Source organism: Caballeronia sp. 11_S32 (assembly GCF_056930355.1).
Genome location: NZ_JBXOWH010000006.1, coordinates 378,379 through 394,986 on the forward strand (window position 1 = coordinate 378,379; position 16,608 = coordinate 394,986).

15 protein-coding genes and 1 pseudogene are annotated in these 16,608 nt (G+C 60.2%); 14 read left to right on the forward strand and 2 right to left on the reverse strand.

Annotated elements, in window-relative coordinates:
• Positions 1-163 precede the first annotated feature (163 nt).
• The 6 genes from hchA (at position 164) to AC1Z32_RS40500 (ending at position 5,931) form a co-directional block, all read left to right on the forward strand.
• Positions 164-1,042 (forward strand): glyoxalase III HchA, encoded by an 879-nt coding sequence (gene hchA, locus AC1Z32_RS40475; RefSeq protein WP_483484463.1) that lies wholly within the window; start codon positions 164-166, stop codon positions 1,040-1,042.
• 86 nt (positions 1,043-1,128) lie between these two features.
• Entirely contained in the window at positions 1,129-1,548 is a 420-nt protein-coding gene (locus AC1Z32_RS40480) for a nuclear transport factor 2 family protein (protein WP_483484464.1), read from the forward strand.
• A gap of 299 nt (positions 1,549-1,847) precedes the next feature.
• Positions 1,848-2,834 (forward strand): MsnO8 family LLM class oxidoreductase, encoded by a 987-nt coding sequence (locus AC1Z32_RS40485; RefSeq protein WP_483484465.1) that lies wholly within the window; start codon positions 1,848-1,850, stop codon positions 2,832-2,834.
• A gap of 21 nt (positions 2,835-2,855) precedes the next feature.
• Positions 2,856-3,911: an MsnO8 family LLM class oxidoreductase gene (locus AC1Z32_RS40490; RefSeq protein WP_483484466.1), complete on the forward strand. Its 1,056-nt coding sequence runs from the start codon at positions 2,856-2,858 to the stop codon at positions 3,909-3,911.
• A gap of 414 nt (positions 3,912-4,325) precedes the next feature.
• A complete protein-coding gene (locus AC1Z32_RS40495; RefSeq protein WP_483484522.1) occupies positions 4,326-5,267 on the forward strand; it encodes a LysR family transcriptional regulator in 942 nt (313 codons plus the stop codon).
• A 310-nt stretch (positions 5,268-5,577) separates the two neighbouring features.
• On the forward strand, positions 5,578-5,931 hold the full coding sequence (locus AC1Z32_RS40500) for a BON domain-containing protein (protein ID WP_483484467.1): 354 nt from the start codon (positions 5,578-5,580) through the stop codon (positions 5,929-5,931).
• An 80-nt stretch (positions 5,932-6,011) separates the two neighbouring features.
• Here the strand turns inward: AC1Z32_RS40500 and AC1Z32_RS40505 are convergent.
• A pseudogene (locus AC1Z32_RS40505) lies at positions 6,012-6,122 on the reverse strand (IS5/IS1182 family transposase); the annotation flags it as partial.
• Positions 6,123-6,672: 550 nt separating this feature from the next.
• Here AC1Z32_RS40505 and AC1Z32_RS40510 point away from each other — a divergent pair.
• From AC1Z32_RS40510 to AC1Z32_RS40545, 8 genes are all read left to right on the forward strand, one after another.
• A complete protein-coding gene (locus AC1Z32_RS40510; protein WP_483484468.1) occupies positions 6,673-8,385 on the forward strand; it encodes an alpha/beta fold hydrolase in 1,713 nt (570 codons plus the stop codon).
• 47 nt (positions 8,386-8,432) lie between these two features.
• Complete coding sequence (locus AC1Z32_RS40515) at positions 8,433-8,603, forward strand: hypothetical protein (RefSeq protein WP_483484470.1); 171 nt, start codon at positions 8,433-8,435, stop codon at positions 8,601-8,603.
• Between the two features lie 6 nt (positions 8,604-8,609).
• Positions 8,610-8,837 (forward strand): hypothetical protein, encoded by a 228-nt coding sequence (locus tag AC1Z32_RS40520; RefSeq protein ID WP_483484471.1) that lies wholly within the window; start codon positions 8,610-8,612, stop codon positions 8,835-8,837.
• A 111-nt stretch (positions 8,838-8,948) separates the two neighbouring features.
• A complete protein-coding gene (locus AC1Z32_RS40525; RefSeq protein WP_483484472.1) occupies positions 8,949-10,133 on the forward strand; it encodes an acetyl-CoA C-acyltransferase family protein in 1,185 nt (394 codons plus the stop codon).
• Between the two features lie 34 nt (positions 10,134-10,167).
• A complete protein-coding gene (locus AC1Z32_RS40530; protein ID WP_483484523.1) occupies positions 10,168-11,019 on the forward strand; it encodes a 3-hydroxybutyryl-CoA dehydrogenase in 852 nt (283 codons plus the stop codon).
• A gap of 51 nt (positions 11,020-11,070) precedes the next feature.
• Positions 11,071-13,002 carry an acyl CoA:acetate/3-ketoacid CoA transferase gene (locus AC1Z32_RS40535; protein ID WP_483484473.1) on the forward strand — a complete coding sequence of 644 codons (1,932 nt, stop codon included), beginning with the start codon at positions 11,071-11,073 and terminating at the stop codon, positions 13,000-13,002.
• A gap of 718 nt (positions 13,003-13,720) precedes the next feature.
• A complete protein-coding gene (locus AC1Z32_RS40540) occupies positions 13,721-14,407 on the forward strand; it encodes a TetR/AcrR family transcriptional regulator (protein WP_062257220.1) in 687 nt (228 codons plus the stop codon).
• A 549-nt stretch (positions 14,408-14,956) separates the two neighbouring features.
• Positions 14,957-15,625: a TetR/AcrR family transcriptional regulator gene (locus tag AC1Z32_RS40545; RefSeq protein WP_483484474.1), complete on the forward strand. Its 669-nt coding sequence runs from the start codon at positions 14,957-14,959 to the stop codon at positions 15,623-15,625.
• A 44-nt stretch (positions 15,626-15,669) separates the two neighbouring features.
• On the opposite strand, the gene AC1Z32_RS40550 is transcribed toward AC1Z32_RS40545, so the two are convergent.
• Positions 15,670-16,569, reverse strand: coding sequence for a LysR family transcriptional regulator (locus AC1Z32_RS40550; protein ID WP_483484475.1), 900 nt, complete (start codon positions 16,567-16,569; stop codon positions 15,670-15,672).
• Positions 16,570-16,608: the final 39 nt, after the last annotated feature.

Here is a 16,608-nt window from a genome sequence, read left to right on the forward strand (position 1 = left end):
CTCGCTTGATCCTGCGCAGAACAATGCCCTGGTTCCCCTCGCCGTAGTCGTGGGTACCGCTGCAACGAGACTTTGCGCAAATATGGAGGGAAACCCTCTCAGTACTACACTTGTCGATGCCGCTAGGCTCAGCAACCTGTTAATTCGCTGGATGGAGAAAGCCATGACCGATGCAAGCGCCGAAAATCGTACTCCTGCGAAGGATCCCGCAGAAGATAACGCTTTCTTTCCTTCGCCCTATTCACTGACGAAATATGTCGCCTCCAAGACCGATTTCGACGGCACGACCTACGCCAACCCGTACACGGGCGGAAAATGGAAGGTGTTGATGATCGCGACTCAGGAACGCTACCTGATGACGCGCGACGGCAAGTTCTTCTCGACCGGTAATCATCCGGTCGAGATGCTTCTGCCGATCTATCATCTGGATGCCGCAGGCTTCGAGGTCGACGTCGTCACGCCGTCCGGCGATCCGGTAAAGCTTGAGATGTGGGCCTTCCCGAATGAGGACGACACAGTGAAGGCGACCTATGAGAAATACAAAGGCAAGCTGAAGAATCCCGGGAAGCTTTCCGATGTCGTCAAGGATCTGGGCAAAGACACCGGCTATATCGGCGTCTTCATCCCGGGTGGCCACGGCGTGCTGAATGACATTCCCGACAGCGAGGATGTCAAGAGGGCATTGTTCTGGGCGCGCGATAACGACCGCTACGTAATCTCGTTGTGTCACGGCCCCGCCGGACTCTTGGCAGCTTCGATCGGAGAAAAGCCAGAGGATTTCATGTTCCGGGGCTACGAAATCTGCGTCTTCCCCGATAGTCTCGACACGGGTGCCAATATCGAGATCGGCTACATCCCGGGCCCGTTGCGGTGGCTGGTCGGCGAGCGCCTCAAAGCTCTCGGTGTCAAGATTCTCAACTCTGACATCACCGGCAAGGTCCACAGGGACCGTAAGCTGCTGACGGGCGATAGCCCGCTTGCGTCTAACAACCTCGGCAAGCTGGCGGCGAAGACGCTGCTCGAGGAAGTTGGACAAGGCTGATTTCGAGTCAAGTCGTTCGGCGTCGGCTAGGGCCGACGTCGGGAGCATTCGCAAAAGTGACGGCACAACATCGGCGGAGATGAGGCATGGCGCTGGCCGAGACAACCAAACAGTTTTTTGATCGATATCGCCGGCAGGACGTGGACGGGATGCTGGCCTTGTTCGCGCCGCAGGGTACGATCCATTACTATCCCGCGGAGGTAGCCGGTCCGGTGCTCGAGGCTGGCAGGGGCATTTGGTCGGGTTTGATTGACGTCTTCCCTGATCTGTCGAACACGATCACGGGACTCTACCCCTCCGCGGACGGACGCACGGTAACGGCTGAAGTGATGATCAGCGGAACACAGGCCAAGGACGGATTTGGTATCCCGAACCGTTCCCTGCGCTATGAGCTCCCGCATGTCTTCATTGTGCACGGCAATGAGACAGGGGAAATCCAAGACATGAAAGCCTATTGGGACAATGCCGCCTGGTTGCGCATGCTCGGTAAAACGAGTCTAGCCTAAGGGTCAGCCTTATCCAAAACTGACCACAGGGAGGAGCGAGGCGCAGTCTTCGCCCCGCATGGTCTATACGGTCAGGAGTGCTGACATGAATGAGGCAATACATGCGACAGGACGAGCATCGCTGTCGACGGCGGGGCTTGGACTCGTCGAGGTCACGCGCGCGACCTTCAACGCGCCCGGAAAGCGCGTCCGTGAGCTGCCCACACGGAAAAGATCATCGCCGCGGAGAGCAGCTCCGCTCAGCTCACGGCCGGCAGCGGCGACATTCCTTCGGAGATTCTGCCGGATCGGAGGCGTCTGTGAAACTGTCAGTGCTGGAACAAGCGACGCTCCCGGAAGGGGCATCCGCCGCGGAAGCAATCACCCAGACCATCGCAGTCGCCAAAGCGGTCGACCAGTTCGGGTACGAACGAATCTGGCTCTCCGAGCATCACAACATGAGCATCCTGCAAGGCTCGGCGCCTGAGGTCCTGCTGTCCTCGATCGGCGCGCAGACGTTGCGTATCCGCATCGGTTCTGGCGGCGTGATGCTGCCGAACCACAGCGCCTATCGCATAGCCGAAAACTTCAGGATGCTGGAGGCACTCTACCCGGGGCGGGTGGATTGCGGGCTCGGACGCGCAAGCGGCGGAGACGCTTATTCACGCTCGCTGCTAAACCCCAATCCCGCCGGCCCGGATGCCTTTGCGGAGCAGATCGATCAGCTCGAAAGTTTCTTCCATGACGAGTGCAAGCGCGCGATAGCGATGCCGAACGTATCGTCGGCTCCGCCCATGTGGCTCTTGTCGGCGGGAGGCGGCCCGATGAGCGGTCTGCTGGCGGCCGAGAAGGGGATGGGGCTCGCCGTCGCCTTGTTCATCAATCCCGATGCGGATGTCGAGGCGATCCGTAACTACCGGGCGCGGTTTGCGCCTTCCGCGGAATGTCCGGAGCCGCGGGTCATCATCGCAGTGAACGCCGTTATCGCCGCTACGCCGGAGAAGGTCGCTGAATTGAAACGAGCCTCGGACTTCTTCAGGCTGATGAGGGATTCTGGCCGGTACCCGCAAGCCGTCCCGACGGCGGCCACGATCCGATCCGTCTCGTTCGGGTCGGAGGGCGAAGCCCATTTGCGCCGGATCGCCAATCGCGAGGTCTCCGGGCTGCCGCAGGAGGTGAAAAGACAGATCGAGGAGCGGGCGGCCGCCTATGATGCCGACGAAGTGATGCTTACAGCCATGACGCATGCCCCACGGGATCGGATCGAAGGCTATCGCCTGCTGGCCGAGGCCTTCTCGCAAGGTTGAGAGAATGATGCGGGAGAAACCATGAGCCACGTCCTGAAGCGAATGTCGGTCCTCGACATCGGTCCCGTACGCAGTAGTCAGAGCGCAAGCGACGTATTCGCCTCAATGATCGCTCTCGCTCAGCGCGCGGAAACACTGGGTTACCATCGTTACTGGCTCGCAGAGCATCACAACGTAGCCGGGGTCGCCGCGAGCCAGACCGCGGTGTTGTCGGCGGTCATCGGATCCGCGACGGCGCGCATTCGGATCGGTGGTTGCGTGCTGCTGCCGCACTATACCCCCCTTCTCGTGGCCGAGCAGACTGCAATGCTGGAGGCGTGTTTCCCTGGGCGGGTCGATGTCGGCTTCGGACGGTCGCGCGGGGCTGACTGGGTCGCAAGTGCGCTCCTGCGAGGGGGGCGCCGCAATGATGAGGCAGGCAGCTCTCAACCGACGGCCATCGCCGAAACCATCGCGCTGATGCAGCCAGAAGGCCTGCGGGTCGATACCGGCTCCGGGGTTCGGCAGGTTTTTGCCGCACCGGGCATCACGACCTCACCGGAGATCTGGGTGCTCGGCACGTCGCTGTATTCTGCGCAACTCGCGGCGGAGATGGGCCTGCCGTACGCGTTTGGCTATCACATCACTGGCGAAGGCATCGCCGAAGCGCTCGACCACTATCGCTCCCACTTCAAGCCGAGCCCGTTTTGCACTGCGCCGCGCATCCTGCTATCGGCCATCGTGGTCGTCGGTCGTACGAGGGAGGAAGCAGAGCGCCTTGCCAAGCCCCAACTCCACTTCATGTCGATGTTTCGCTCCGGTGAAACCGTGGCTCCGCAGATGCTAGTCGAGGCCGCAGACGAACGCGTGATTCCGGAGCGGTATTCCGGCCTCGTCGACATGTTTCGCAAAACCTGGATCATCGACGATTCGACCGGCGCAGTAGAACGAGTCGCCAGTCTGTGCGCTTCGCTCGGCGTCGACGAGTTCATGGTCAATCCCGTCGCCGCCGGTTTCTCGATGGACGACCAGCGCCGCGCTTCGAACCGGGAATATACGCTCGAAGCCCTGGCGGACTTGATCCCGGGGGGCATCTGAATCGAGGAGTTCAATTGCTCCTCATCGCGACGATCATCTTAGCCATATTGAATGATGTCGCCGGCTTCTCGAAAACGGTACTGGAACATTCCCCCCAAGTAGGGGGGCGATCTAACGTATCCAAGTAAAGCACAATGGCAACAAGAATGCAGTTGTGTGGGTTGACTAGGATGTTCCGGATCTCCGCCGCCAGCGTCGTAAGGAATGGCGAAAGCGGTTCGCATTTACGACTCATCCTTTACACCCCTTTATCGCTTAGCTCTCGCGAACGGGACTGACGTGGCTGAATGCAATCGTTAGTATCGCCATGGAAGAATCTGCAGAGCGAGCAAAGGTCATTGCTGTCGCAAGAGTGACTCGATGTCGGGACGTCAGATCGATCAGGCGTTTCGTTTTATGTTCGCGAAGAATACGATGGACATGCTCGATAATATGCGTACGTTCGTACGCGTGGTAGAAGCCGGTAGCTTCACCGCTGCCGCGAAACAGACAGACACGTCGACAGGCATGATATCGCGGGCGATCTCAACTCTGGAAGGACACCTGCAGACACGTTTGCTACATCGTACCACCCGTCGCCTTGCGTTGACCGAAAGCGGTCGGCGCTATTTTGAGCGCTTGCGAGTGATCCTGAACGAGGTGGACGAGGCGAATGCGGAGGCAAGAGAAGCGCTGGTCAGACCATACGGTCGGCTTCGTATTCATTCGATGCCAGGACTTGGGCAGAGCCATGTGACGGCAGCCATTGTTGCCTACCAGACAGACTATCCGGATGTATCTGTGGAGCTTGCGCTTTCGCAGCGCGTGCCGAATCTCGTCGAAGATGGCTACGACTTATCGGTACTGACCGCGCCTAGCCTGCCCGACTCAGGGTACGTTGCTCAGACTTTTGGCGAGAGCCACAGCATTCTGGTTGCCTCGCCAGCGTATGTGGCAAAGATGGGAATGCCAAAAAGTCCGGATGAGCTTGATGAGCACGTGTGCCTCGGTTTAGACACACCCGCGGCGCCAGCGACTGAATGGCTTTTACAGGGACCCGACGGCGAAGTTTCGCATTCACTGCTTTCGACACCCTTCCAGGTGAACCTTCCCGAGGCGATGGCAGTCGCGCTTCGCGCAGGCCGTGGAATCGGATCGCTTGCGATCTACTCCGTCATCGACGATATACGACGTGGGAAACTGGTTCGGGTCTTGCCCGACTACCGATTACAGACACTCAACGTCTACGCTGTTTACGCGTCTCGCTTTTATGTCGATGCCAAGATCAGGACGTTTCTCGAACATCTGCGCACGACCTTGACGCCTGCGCTCGCCGCGGAAGAACGCGAACTCCAGCGACTCGCTGTTGAGCTTTAGCCGCAGTGTTCGATGTGATCTTATGGACAGGAGACGATACAACGCTTCGATAGCAGACCAACAATGAATCGAAAGCGCCGATTTTGTTCGGAAGGTTTTGCTTCCAATTGTATGTCAGTGAACACAGGCCGCACTTCGCAACGATGCAATGACGCCGACTGTCCGCAGCAGGCAACGCAGCTGAAGCTGGTCACGTTTCACTTCGAGAAGTCTACGTTGGGGAGACGAAGTCTCTTCCGTAAATCCGGAAAATCATCCGGTGCGTAGGGCTACCGCTAAATCAGCTAAATCGTTTGATACTGGAGCGAAAATGAACGTAACGAAAATCGTCAGATTGGCAGGTGTCGCATTGATTGTTGTCGCATCCGTCAACGCCTGGTCACAAAGCAGCGATGCCGCTGGCACATCGATCCAAACACAAAGCCCTTCCAAGTCTACTGTCAGGAAGGCGAATCGAGCACTTAGCAAGAAAGTTTTGCTGGCGCTTTCAAAGGGGGGAGTCGATACCGCAGGCATCAATGTACTCGCCAAAAGTGGTGCTGTGACGCTGGCCGGAGGTGTCCCTGATCCGTCCCAGATCGAGAAGGCTGGCTCGATAGCAAAAGGCGTTTCTGGCGTTACTTCTGTGAAGAATGTGCTGACGATCCACGAAGGAGGGCAATGATACCGCCCATACGGTCAGCGTACGGCGAGTCGGTGCAAAGTCCATGCGTACGGGAACGCCCGCCCGGTTGCGTCCAACGGCACAGGTTGCCCTCGGATGGAATGGGCGGTCACGGTGGGGGTGCCGGTCAATGTCACATTGACCGGCACTCCGTTGGCGTCTACGAGGATGTGGTGCTGCAAACCTGGTCGTGGATGATTCTTTTGTGTTATCGGGCTGGCCAACTAAGAGAGTTAGCCCGATAGGATGGGTGCGATCGATCGTCCGCCACCCTAACGCTGTTGAACGCACCCACCCTTCGGCAGCCGCCTTACCACCCGGCGGAGGGGCTGAAGTGCGTCGTGACGCAATGTAATCTCGCTTCATGATGATCGGCCGAACGAGAGGGTGACGAATCGGTCTTCGCCGCTGCCGGAGCGTGCCAGTCATCACGCGGTGCGCGATGCTCTCAAGCTGAGTTCGGGCCAGAGGCGATGAGCGGCTACCAGCAACTGAAAGCGATCTACGTCAGCACATGACCTCGAGAATCGTTAAGGGAAGGGAGCGTCCAGCGAGATCGAATAGACGCACCGCATCGACGGTAATAAGGGAACACGACGACAGATAAGGAAAAGTGCCGGAGCTCTATCTCGGCCGAAGGAGACATGTGACCATGACTGACCCGCTCGGCAACACCCGGCGCGACATGCTGTGGGTCGCGGAAAATGAGTGTGGCGATGGCGGCGCGCTGAGGAGGCCGCGATGACCATTCGCAAGGGCAAGACCGCGCCATTGGCCGATGCGCCGCCTGAACCGATCGCCGCTCGCGCCGCCGAGGGGATTCTAGGCCCGAATCCGTTCATCGGCCTGCGGGGAGAGGACATGCTCGCGAGCGTGAAGGACATCGCCGGGCAGGCCATCATGCAACCGATGCTGCTGCTGGAGCAGGAGGCGGCGCTGGCTCGCGACATGATTTCCGTGATGGCGGGCAACTTGGATCTCGCGCCCGACCCCGCCGACAAGCGCTTCCAAGACGCGGCGTGGAACTCTAACCCCTTCTATCGCACGCTGCTCCAGGGACACCTTGCGTGGCGCAACGCGCTCGCCGGCCTGGTGGAGCGTTCCAGCCTGGAAAGTGCAAACAAGGAGCGTGCAAGCTTCGTCGTTCAGTTGCTCACCGATGCCTTCGCACCGACCAACACGTTGCTCGGCAATCCCGGCGCAGTGAAGAAGTACATTGAAACTGGCGGCATGAGCGCGGTTAAGGGACTGCAGAACCTGCTGCAGGACCTTGCCTCGAATCAAGGCATGCCGGCGCAGGTCGACACCAGTGCGTTCGAACTCGGCAGGAACTTGGCGGTGACGCCCGGAGCGGTAGTGTTTCGCAACAACGTGCTCGAGTTGATCCAGTACGCGCCGCAGACCGAGACGGTGCATACGCGGCCGCAGTTGCTCGTGCCGCCGCAGGTCAACAAGTTCTATGTGTTCGACATGTCGCCGGGCAAGAGCATCATCGAATACTTGGTCAAGAGCGGCTTGCAGACCTTTACGATCAGTTGGCGCAACCCGACGTCGGCGCAGCGCAACTGGAACATGGACACCTACGTCGAGGCGCTGCTCGAGGCGATCGGCGCGGTGCGCTCGATTACTGGCTCCGACGACGTGAACTTGCACGGCGCCTGCTCGGGCGCGATGACGATGTCCGCGCTGCTGGGCTATCTGGCGGCGAAGGGTGATCGCCTGGTCAACGCCGCCACGCTGATGGTCGCGGTGCTCGACAATCGGGCCGATTCGCAACTTGGAACCTTCGTCACGCCCGACACCATCGCGATGGCGAAGAAGAGGTCCGGCTCCGAAGGCGTGCTCGAAGGCAAGGAGATGGGCCGCGTGTTCGCGTGGATGCGCCCCAACGACCTCATCTGGAACTACTGGGTCAACAACTACCTGATGGGCAATCCCCCTCCGGTCTTCGACATCTTGTACTGGAACAACGATTCGACGCGGCTAGCAGCCAACTTCCACGCTCAGTTGCTCGACATCTTCGCGGACAACCTGCTGGTCAAGCCAGGCGCAATGAGCGTGCTCGGAACCCCCATCGATCTCACGAAGGTGGATTGCGACAAATACATCCTTGCCGGCTTGACCGACCACATCACGCCGTGGAAGGGGGTGTTCAACACTTCCAAGGCATTCGGCGGCGCCAACACATTCGTCGTTAGTTCGAGCGGCCATATCCAGAGCCTGATCAACCCGCCGGGCAATCCGAAGTCGAAGTTTTTGATTAATCCGGGTTCGGCTGCCGACGCCGACGAATGGCTAGCCGGTGCCAAGGTCATGTCGGATACCTGGTGGACGGACTGGCGTGGGTGGCTCAAGGCGCGCTCCGGCGAACTGCGTAGCGCTCCGACGGCACTCGGTAACGACCACTATCCGCCGCGTGAGGCAGCGCCCGGCACATACGTGCGCAAGGTGTAGCGCCACAACCGCTTCCAAACGAAGCAATCCCTTAAAGGAGACATCTGATGGACAGCCCCACCAAACTCTTCGACGACATCGCCAAACTCGCGCAACAGTATCAGTTTCCGGGCTTCGACATGGACGCCGTGTTCAAGGGCCGACGCAAGGATGTCGAAGCCCTGCTTGAGGTCGGCCGCATCGCGCAGGGCGGTGCTGGAGATTTAGCACAAAAGTAGGCCGACATGCTGCGCGCATCGGTGGAAGACCTGCGCAATGTGCTGAGTTCGCAGCCGAATGCGACCGGCAAGCAGGTCGAGGCCGTACGGCAAGCCGCGGGCAATGCGATCACCAACGTCGCAGAGTTGGCGCAGATCGTGCTCCAGTCGCAATCCGCCGCGTTCGAAGCGGTCTGGCAGCGAGCCCAGGCGAATATCGACGAATTGAAGTCGCTCGCTACCAAGACGAAGTGAAGCGGCCACTGGTTCCCGATCAGTCATGCGCGAGATGGCCAAAGTGATCCGCGAGTTCACTGTGGGAAGGCGCAACCGGTGCTGCACCCACGCCCAACAAAAGGACACGATATGACGCAGCGTGAGGTGTTTGTCGTCGGTGCCGTTCGCACTGCGATTGGAACATACGGCGGGTCGCTGAAGGACGTCGCGGCAACGGCGCTGGGCGCGACGGCGATCCGCGAGGCAGTCGTGCGCGCCAAGGTGCTCCCGGAGGAGGTCGGTCATGTCGTCGTCGGCAGCGTGATTCCTGGAGAGACCCGCGATATGTACATTTCCCGCGTCGCAGCGGTCGAAGGCGGCCTGCCGGTTGGCACACCTTGCCTCACTGTCAACCGCCTGTGCGGCAGCGGGCTGCAGGCCGTCGTCTCGGCCGCGCAGCACATCTTGCTCGGCGACACCGATTGCGTGATCGGCGGCGGCGCCGAGTCGATGAGCCGCGCCACTTACTTTGTGCCGACAGCGCGCTGGGGCCAGCGCATGGGCGACGCGAGCGTTGTCGACGCCGCGCTCGGCGCGCTGCACGATCCGTTCGGGAACGGCCACATGGGCATCACTGCCGAGAATGTTGCAGCGCAGTACGGTTTCACGCGAGAGCAGCAAGATGAGTTCGCGCTCGAAAGCCAGCGGCGCGCGGCGAATGCGCTAGACAACGGCCATTTCTCAAGCCAGGTTGTGCCGATCGAGCTGAAGACGAAGAAGGGCCCGGTGGCATTCACCACCGATGAGCATGTGCGCGCGGATGCCTCGATGTCCGAATTGCAGAAGCTGCGGCCGGTGTTCAAGAAAAACGGGACCGTCACCGCCGGCAATGCCTCGGGTTTGAACGATGCCGCGGCGGCGATCGTGATGGTTGAAGGCAGCGTCGTGAAGCGGCGCGGCATGCAGCCGATGGCCCGGCTGGTCGGCTATGCCCACGCCGGTGTCGAGCCTCAGGTGATGGGTTTGGGTCCGATACCCGCGGTACGGCGGTTGTTCGAGAAGACCGGCCTGAAGGCATCCGACATGGATATCATCGAGTCGAACGAGGCGTTCGCCGCGCAGGCGATGGCCGTGACTCGCGACCTCGATCTTGACCCCGCGAAGGTCAATCCGAACGGCGGCGCGATCGCCTTGGGCCACCCGATCGGCGCGACGGGCTGCCTGTTGACGGTGAAGGCGCTCTACGAGCTCGAACGCACGGGCAAGCGCTACGCGTTGGTGACGATGTGCATCGGTGGCGGGCAGGGCGTCGCCGCCATCTTCGAGCGCGTCTGAACGCACGCGTAACTCAGCATTCATGGAGCAGATGATGGGAATCAAGAAAATCGGCGTTATCGGTGCCGGCACCATGGGAAACGGCATCGCCCAGGTCTGTGCACAGACCGGATTGGAGATCGTGATGATCGACGTGTCGGACGCTGCAGTCGAGCGCGGTGTCGCGACAATCGCGGCGAACCTTGACCGCCTCGTCGTAAAAGACAAGCTTACGTCGGTGGGCAAGGAGGAAGTGCTCGCCCGAATACAGGGCACGAGCGACTATGCCGCATTGAAAGGCTCCGACATCGTGATTGAGGCGGCCTCCGAGAATCCGGACCTCAAGCTGAAGATCTTGAAGCAGGTTGATGGCATGGTCGCCTCCGACGCGATCATCTCGACCAATACATCGTCGATCTCGATCAGCCAGCTTGCGCCTGCGGTCTCCAACCCGGAGCGCGTCGTCGGCCTGCACTTCTTCAACCCGGTGCCAGTGATGGCGCTGATAGAGGTGATCGGTGGGCTACAGACCTCGGCCGATACAGTGCAGCGCACGCTTGCCTTTGCCAAGGCTTTGGGCAAGACACCGATTCAGGTTCGTAACAGCCCGGGCTTCGTCGTCAATCGAATCTTGGTCCCAATGATCAACGAGGCTATCCTGGTGCTGCAGGAGGGCATTGCCAGCGCCGAGGACATCGACACCGGAATGAAGCTCGGCACCAACCAGCCGATCGGCCCGCTCGCGCTCGCTGACCTCATCGGACTGGACACCGTGCTGGCGGTGATGCAGGTGTTCAGCAACGGCTTCGGCGACCCGAAGTACCGCGCCGCGCCGCTGCTCCGGGAAATGGTGGCCGCTGGCCAACTCGGTCGGAAGACCGGCAAGGGCTTCTACAGGTATCCGTGAGGGCCGCACCGCGCAGCACCGCCCAGGAGACAGACGATGAGAGACAAGTTCGTGTCCGTGAAGGAAGCCGTCGAGCTCGTGCGTGATCACGACACCTTGTGCGTGAGCGGCTTCGCCTCTCACGGCGTGCCGGAAGCGTTGCTGAGTGGCCTCGGCCATCGCTTTGCCGAGACCGCTAGCCCCAAGGGGCTCACGCTGTTTTTCGGCGTGGCAACCGGAGACTTCAGTGATCGCTATGGTTTAAACCACCTGGCGCACGATGGGATGCTCAAGCGTGTCATCGGTGCGCACTTCAACGCGGCCCCGAAGCTCGCGCGAATCCTAGTCGAGAAGCAGATCGAGGCGTACAACATGCCGCTCGGCGTGGTCGCGCATTTGTGTCGCGACATGGCTGCCGGTCTTCCCGGCCGTGCGACGTCCGTGGGCCTTGGGACGTTTGTCGATCCGAGGGTCGAGGGCGGCAAGCTCAACCCGCACACAAAAGAAGATATCGTCTCGGTAATCGAGATGGCCGGCCGCGAGTTGTTGTTCTATCACGCGGTACCCATCCAGATCGCATTCATCCGCGGCACGGCGGCCGACCCCGAAGGCAACATCATCATGGAACGCGAGTCGCTGACGCTCGACACGCTAGCGATCGCGATGGCGGCGAAGAACAACGGCGGCTTCGTGATCGCGCAGGTGGAGTACGCCGCCGAAGCCGGCACGCTCAATGCACGCCGGGTCAAGGTGCCGGGGACGCTGGTGGACTGCGTCGTTGTCGCGCCGCCCGGTGAGCACCCGCAGTCGCTGGCAGGACCGTACAACTTCGCCTATTCGGCCGAGGCACGCGTGCCGCTCGGCAGCACGGAACCGATGCCGATGGACGAGCGCAAGATAATCGCGCGCCGCGCGGCTTTCGAGTTGCCGGTGAACGCCGTCGTGAACCTCGGCGTCGGCATGCCCGAAGGCGTCGGGGCGGTCGCCAACGAGGAGAAGATCGTCAAGTACATGACATTGACGACGGAGCCTGGCGCCATCGGCGGCGTGCCGGTGGGCGGCAAGGCGTTCGGGACGGCGCTCAATGCCGATGTCGTAATCGACATGGACCGCCAGTTCGATTACTACGACGGCGGCGGGCTCGACGCCACCTTCCTCGGCCTCGCGCAGGCCGACGAGCGCGGCAACATCAATGTCAGCCGCTTCGGGCCGAAGCTCGCCGGTGCCGGCGGCTTCATCAACATCTCGCAAGGGGCACGAAAGGTCGTTTTCCTCGGCACCTTCACCGCGGGTGGTCTCGAGGTGGCGGTCGAGAACGGCAAGCTGAAGATCGTCAAGGAAGGCAATGCGAAGAAGTTCCTGAAGCGAGTCGAGCAGGTTACGTTCAGCGCCGAGCAGGCAGTAAAGCGGAACAAGCCGGTGCTCTACATCACCGAACGCTGCGTGTTCCAGCTGACGCCGGAAGGACTCGAACTCACCGAGGTGGCACCGGGGATCGACATCGAGCGCGACATCCTCGCCCACATGGAGTTCAAGCCGATCATCAAGGATCCGCACGAAATGGATCAGCTGATCTTCGGCGAAGGCCCGATGGGACTGAAGGATATCCTGCTGTCGATCAAGCTGTCGGACCGGTTCACCTACGACCCGAGCCGCGAAACCTTTTTCATGAACTTCGAAGGTTTGAAGATTCGCACGCGGAAGGACATCGACGCGGTCGAGAAGGTGATCGACGAGCGGTTGTCCGCGCTCGGCAAGAAAGTCAGCGTGGTGGCCAACTACGACTCGTTCGATCTCCACGAGGACTTGGTCGACGTGTGGGCCGACGCAGTCAAGAAGCTGCAGGAGAAGTTCTACCGCAACGTTAGCCGCTACACGACCAGCGCATTCATGCGCATGAAACTCGGCGATGCGCTGACCGAGCGTACGGTCAACGCGCACCTGTTCGAGACGCAGCGAGAAGCGGTGGACTTTGCAAAGAAGTGGCAGACGACGGAAGCCTGATCCTTTGTAGAGCCATTGGGGGTGGCGATGGAGCAGTCCGGTTACGTCGATATTGCGGAAACCCTGTCGGCACAGGACGCTTCGACTCACCGCGTGCTGATCGTCGGCGGTGGCGCGGAGGGCTCGCGCCGGCAACCCGGTTCGGCGACACGCTGTGCCGCCGCAAGAGGGGTAGCCTTGATTTTGATGCAAATTTCCGGTTAGAAGCACTCAAGCGCAATAAGGGTTCGCGTCCTGCCCCCAATATTAAAACTCGTATAATCAACAACTTCCTGTCTGCCACTTTCTCCGACTCGCTACCGATGGCGTAGTACGCGATCCGAAAATGATTGTGGGGTGGGGACGCGGTCGCCGTAACTAAACCGCTCACTGGCTATCGGGACGCTGGCACGCGCGGAGTTTCAAAACGAGGAATGGCTCGGCAGCCCCTAGTGGGGCACATGATCGTAGAGTGGGATTTGCGACGGAATCCATCTGCTCGCCGGACTGCGTCAGCGAACACTATTACTGCGGGTCGTTTCCCGCGATGGTGCGTCAAAAACGGCGCGTTGGGCGTCGCAAACAGATGGTCGACGATTCGCACAGTGTCGAAGTGCGTGCCACGCGAGTGCCCAGTCGCGAATTGACGCGATTGTAAGGTATAGTCACGTTTACCAAACGAACCGTCAGCATGATCTCATCCGTTCAAGATGAGACTCGCTGCAACCGAGGCGGAACGATGACCGTGCCAAACCCGCAGCGCAGTACCCGTAAGGGGCGCACATCGAGTGCAGTTTCTTCGGCAACGCCGCCCGACGGCCTGCGAGCCCAAGGCATACGGACGCGCAACGCCATCGTCCGAGTTGCACGAAAGCTCCTGCTCGAAAATGGCCCGATGGAATTTTCGCAGCGCGCCGTCGCTCTCAGCGCGGGAATCAGTGTCAGCAATCTCCAGTACTACTTCCCCACGAGGCCAGCGATCCTGCGCGCGGTTATGGCTCCGGTCATCGAAGGCTATTTCGATGCACTGAAACGTGCGCTTAAGGACAATGAATCGCCTCGCGGAACGATCGAGGCCATCCTAGAGATGTCCCTTGAGGACGCGAAGGATTCGAAGAACATCCCGTTATGGTGGCATTTCTTTTCGCTCGCCGCCACGGATCCCGAGTGCGCCCAAATGCGCGACGAGTGGTACGACACTATGACGAAAGAGTTCACCGAGCTCATTCGTGCTGTGAATCCAAAGCGCGGGGCCACCGAGAGCGCGCACATCGCCGTATTGCTCATATCGATGGTCGACGGCATGACGCTTCACCTCGGAACCGCGCGCAACAAGCGCGCCTATATGCGAGGATTCGAATCAACTTTCCTTTCGGTCGCTCGTAGTCTCGTCTGGGGAGAGTCCTTGGACGTTGAGGCTGCCTAGCGGCCTGGCAACGTGCAGGCGTGACGATGAAGACAGGGAAATTCCCTGTTTTTTTTGATGAAGTTAGTTGGTACAGTTGCCTATGTATTGTACTGTTATCTACAACATCGAGCGGTTTTTCGCTGAGGCGGACTGGTCGGCTAGCGCAACAGTGGGCGGGTTCGCGGAGCGGCGTCCCGTCAGATCTAGCCCCTTCGTGATGCCGCGTGCATGCCCGGCAATCCCCAAGGGGTGGTGATCGCACCGTGTTATGGACTTCCGATCACGACGGCGCAGCGCGCGCTGAAGGAGTTGACCGGACAGCCCGTCGAAAAGGCATCGATGTGTGGTATGCAATTCATCACGGTTGCGCGGCGCATGCCAGGCGTGAAGGCGCGCATGATTATTATGACAAGCGGTCGACGGCGGTCGACTACGCCGTTTCGACAACGAACTGTTCAATATGGATAAGACGATGATGTTGTTCGGGAACGGGAACAAAATCGTCCGACACACGAAGAACGCGGCACAGCATGAGCACGCCTCGCACTCGCACTAGAGGTTCTGCCCATGAAACCGAAGCGCCTAACACGAGAGCAAAGAAGGAATCAGACGCGCGATAGTCTGCTGTTTGCAGCGCGCGACATCTTTTCAACGAAGGGTTTCACTGCGGCGAGTGTCGAGGATATCGCAGCCGCGGCTGGATATACGCGCGGTGCGTTCTATTCAAACTTCGAAGGCAAATCGGACCTGCTGCTCGAATTGCTTCAGCGGGATCACGAGGAGGTCCAAGCGGAATCGCAGCGCAACTTCGACCTGCTTACCGCCCGCGAAGGCGGGTTGGTGGAGTCCTTTGACTGTGCTCGACTTTTGGGCAATCGGCCCGCGTCGTTCTTCCTGTGGATCGAAGCGAAGATGTACGCCGCCCGCGACGCGCGTTTCCGTGCGCAGCTCTGCACATTGCTACGCAAGAAGCGAGCGCATACGGCGACTTGCATCTCGTCAATTATTGCACGCAACGGCACACAGTTTTCGCTGTCGGCTGACACACTCGCGCTTGCGCTGCTGGCTCTGGGCGAAGGCTTGCAGTCATGGCGCGTTGCTGACCCTTACGAAGTGCCTGGTGAGCAACTCGATGCATTGGTGTGCGGTTTTCTAGCCTTCATAGGATCTGGCGCGGCCGATCGACACACGAGCAGCGTTTTTTGTGAGGCCGCTGTGCCGCCACGCAGCCGATAAGAAGGGCTCATGGCACGGAGCCATGCCCCCGTGACGCCAACGAATCAGTTGACTTTGCCGCTCATCAGTTCGACCATTTTGCTTCGAAACCACAGGCTCGCCTGATCCTGCTCGCTGCTTCGATGCCAATACAAGTGCCATTCGAGGCTAGGTATGGGAAACGGCAGTTCAACCATCCGCGCATCGTGACGCTTGAGCAATTGCGTGGGCGCGGTCAGCGCGAGATCGGTTCGCAAGGCAACGAGCGGCGCGACCATGTAATGCTGCACACGTATTTGTATCCGCCGTTGCTTGCCGAGCCGTTTCAGTTCGGCGTCGACGATGCCGCTTCCTTGGCGGCGACTCGACACCTGGATATGGTCGAGCTCAAGGTAGTCGTCCATCGTGAGCGCCTCGCCGGCAAACGGGTGATCGTGGCGCAGCATGCAGGCGTACCGGTCGCAGCCGAGGCGCGCCTGCTGCAACTGCGGATCATCGATCAAGGGCGCGTCGATCGCGAAGTCGATCTTGCCAGTCGCAAGCGCGTTGCTGAGTTCACTGCGCGGCGTGAAATAGGATTCGATGCGCATCCCCGGCGCTTGCTGCTGCAACACTTCGCCGAGCGCGGGCAGGAGGATCGCTTCGGTTAGATCCGGCATGCTTAGACGGAAGGTACGCTCGGACGTTGCCGGGACAAACACGTCGCCTTCCGTCGCGCTCGCCTCCAGCAGTTGCAATCCTTCACGCACGCGCCCGATGATGTTCTCCGTGAACGGCGTAGGCACCATTCCAGACGATGTGCTGACAAACAGTGGATCATCGAACGCCTTGCGCATGCGTGCGAGGGCATTGCTGACCGCGGGCTGGGTGATGAAGAGCGCCTCGGCCGCGCGGGTCAGGTTGCGCTTCTCGTAGATCGACTCCAGCACGACGAACAGATTCAGATCCAGCTTCGGCGAACGCATCTCACAGTCTCCGTTTGCCCATCATGATAAACGGGAGCT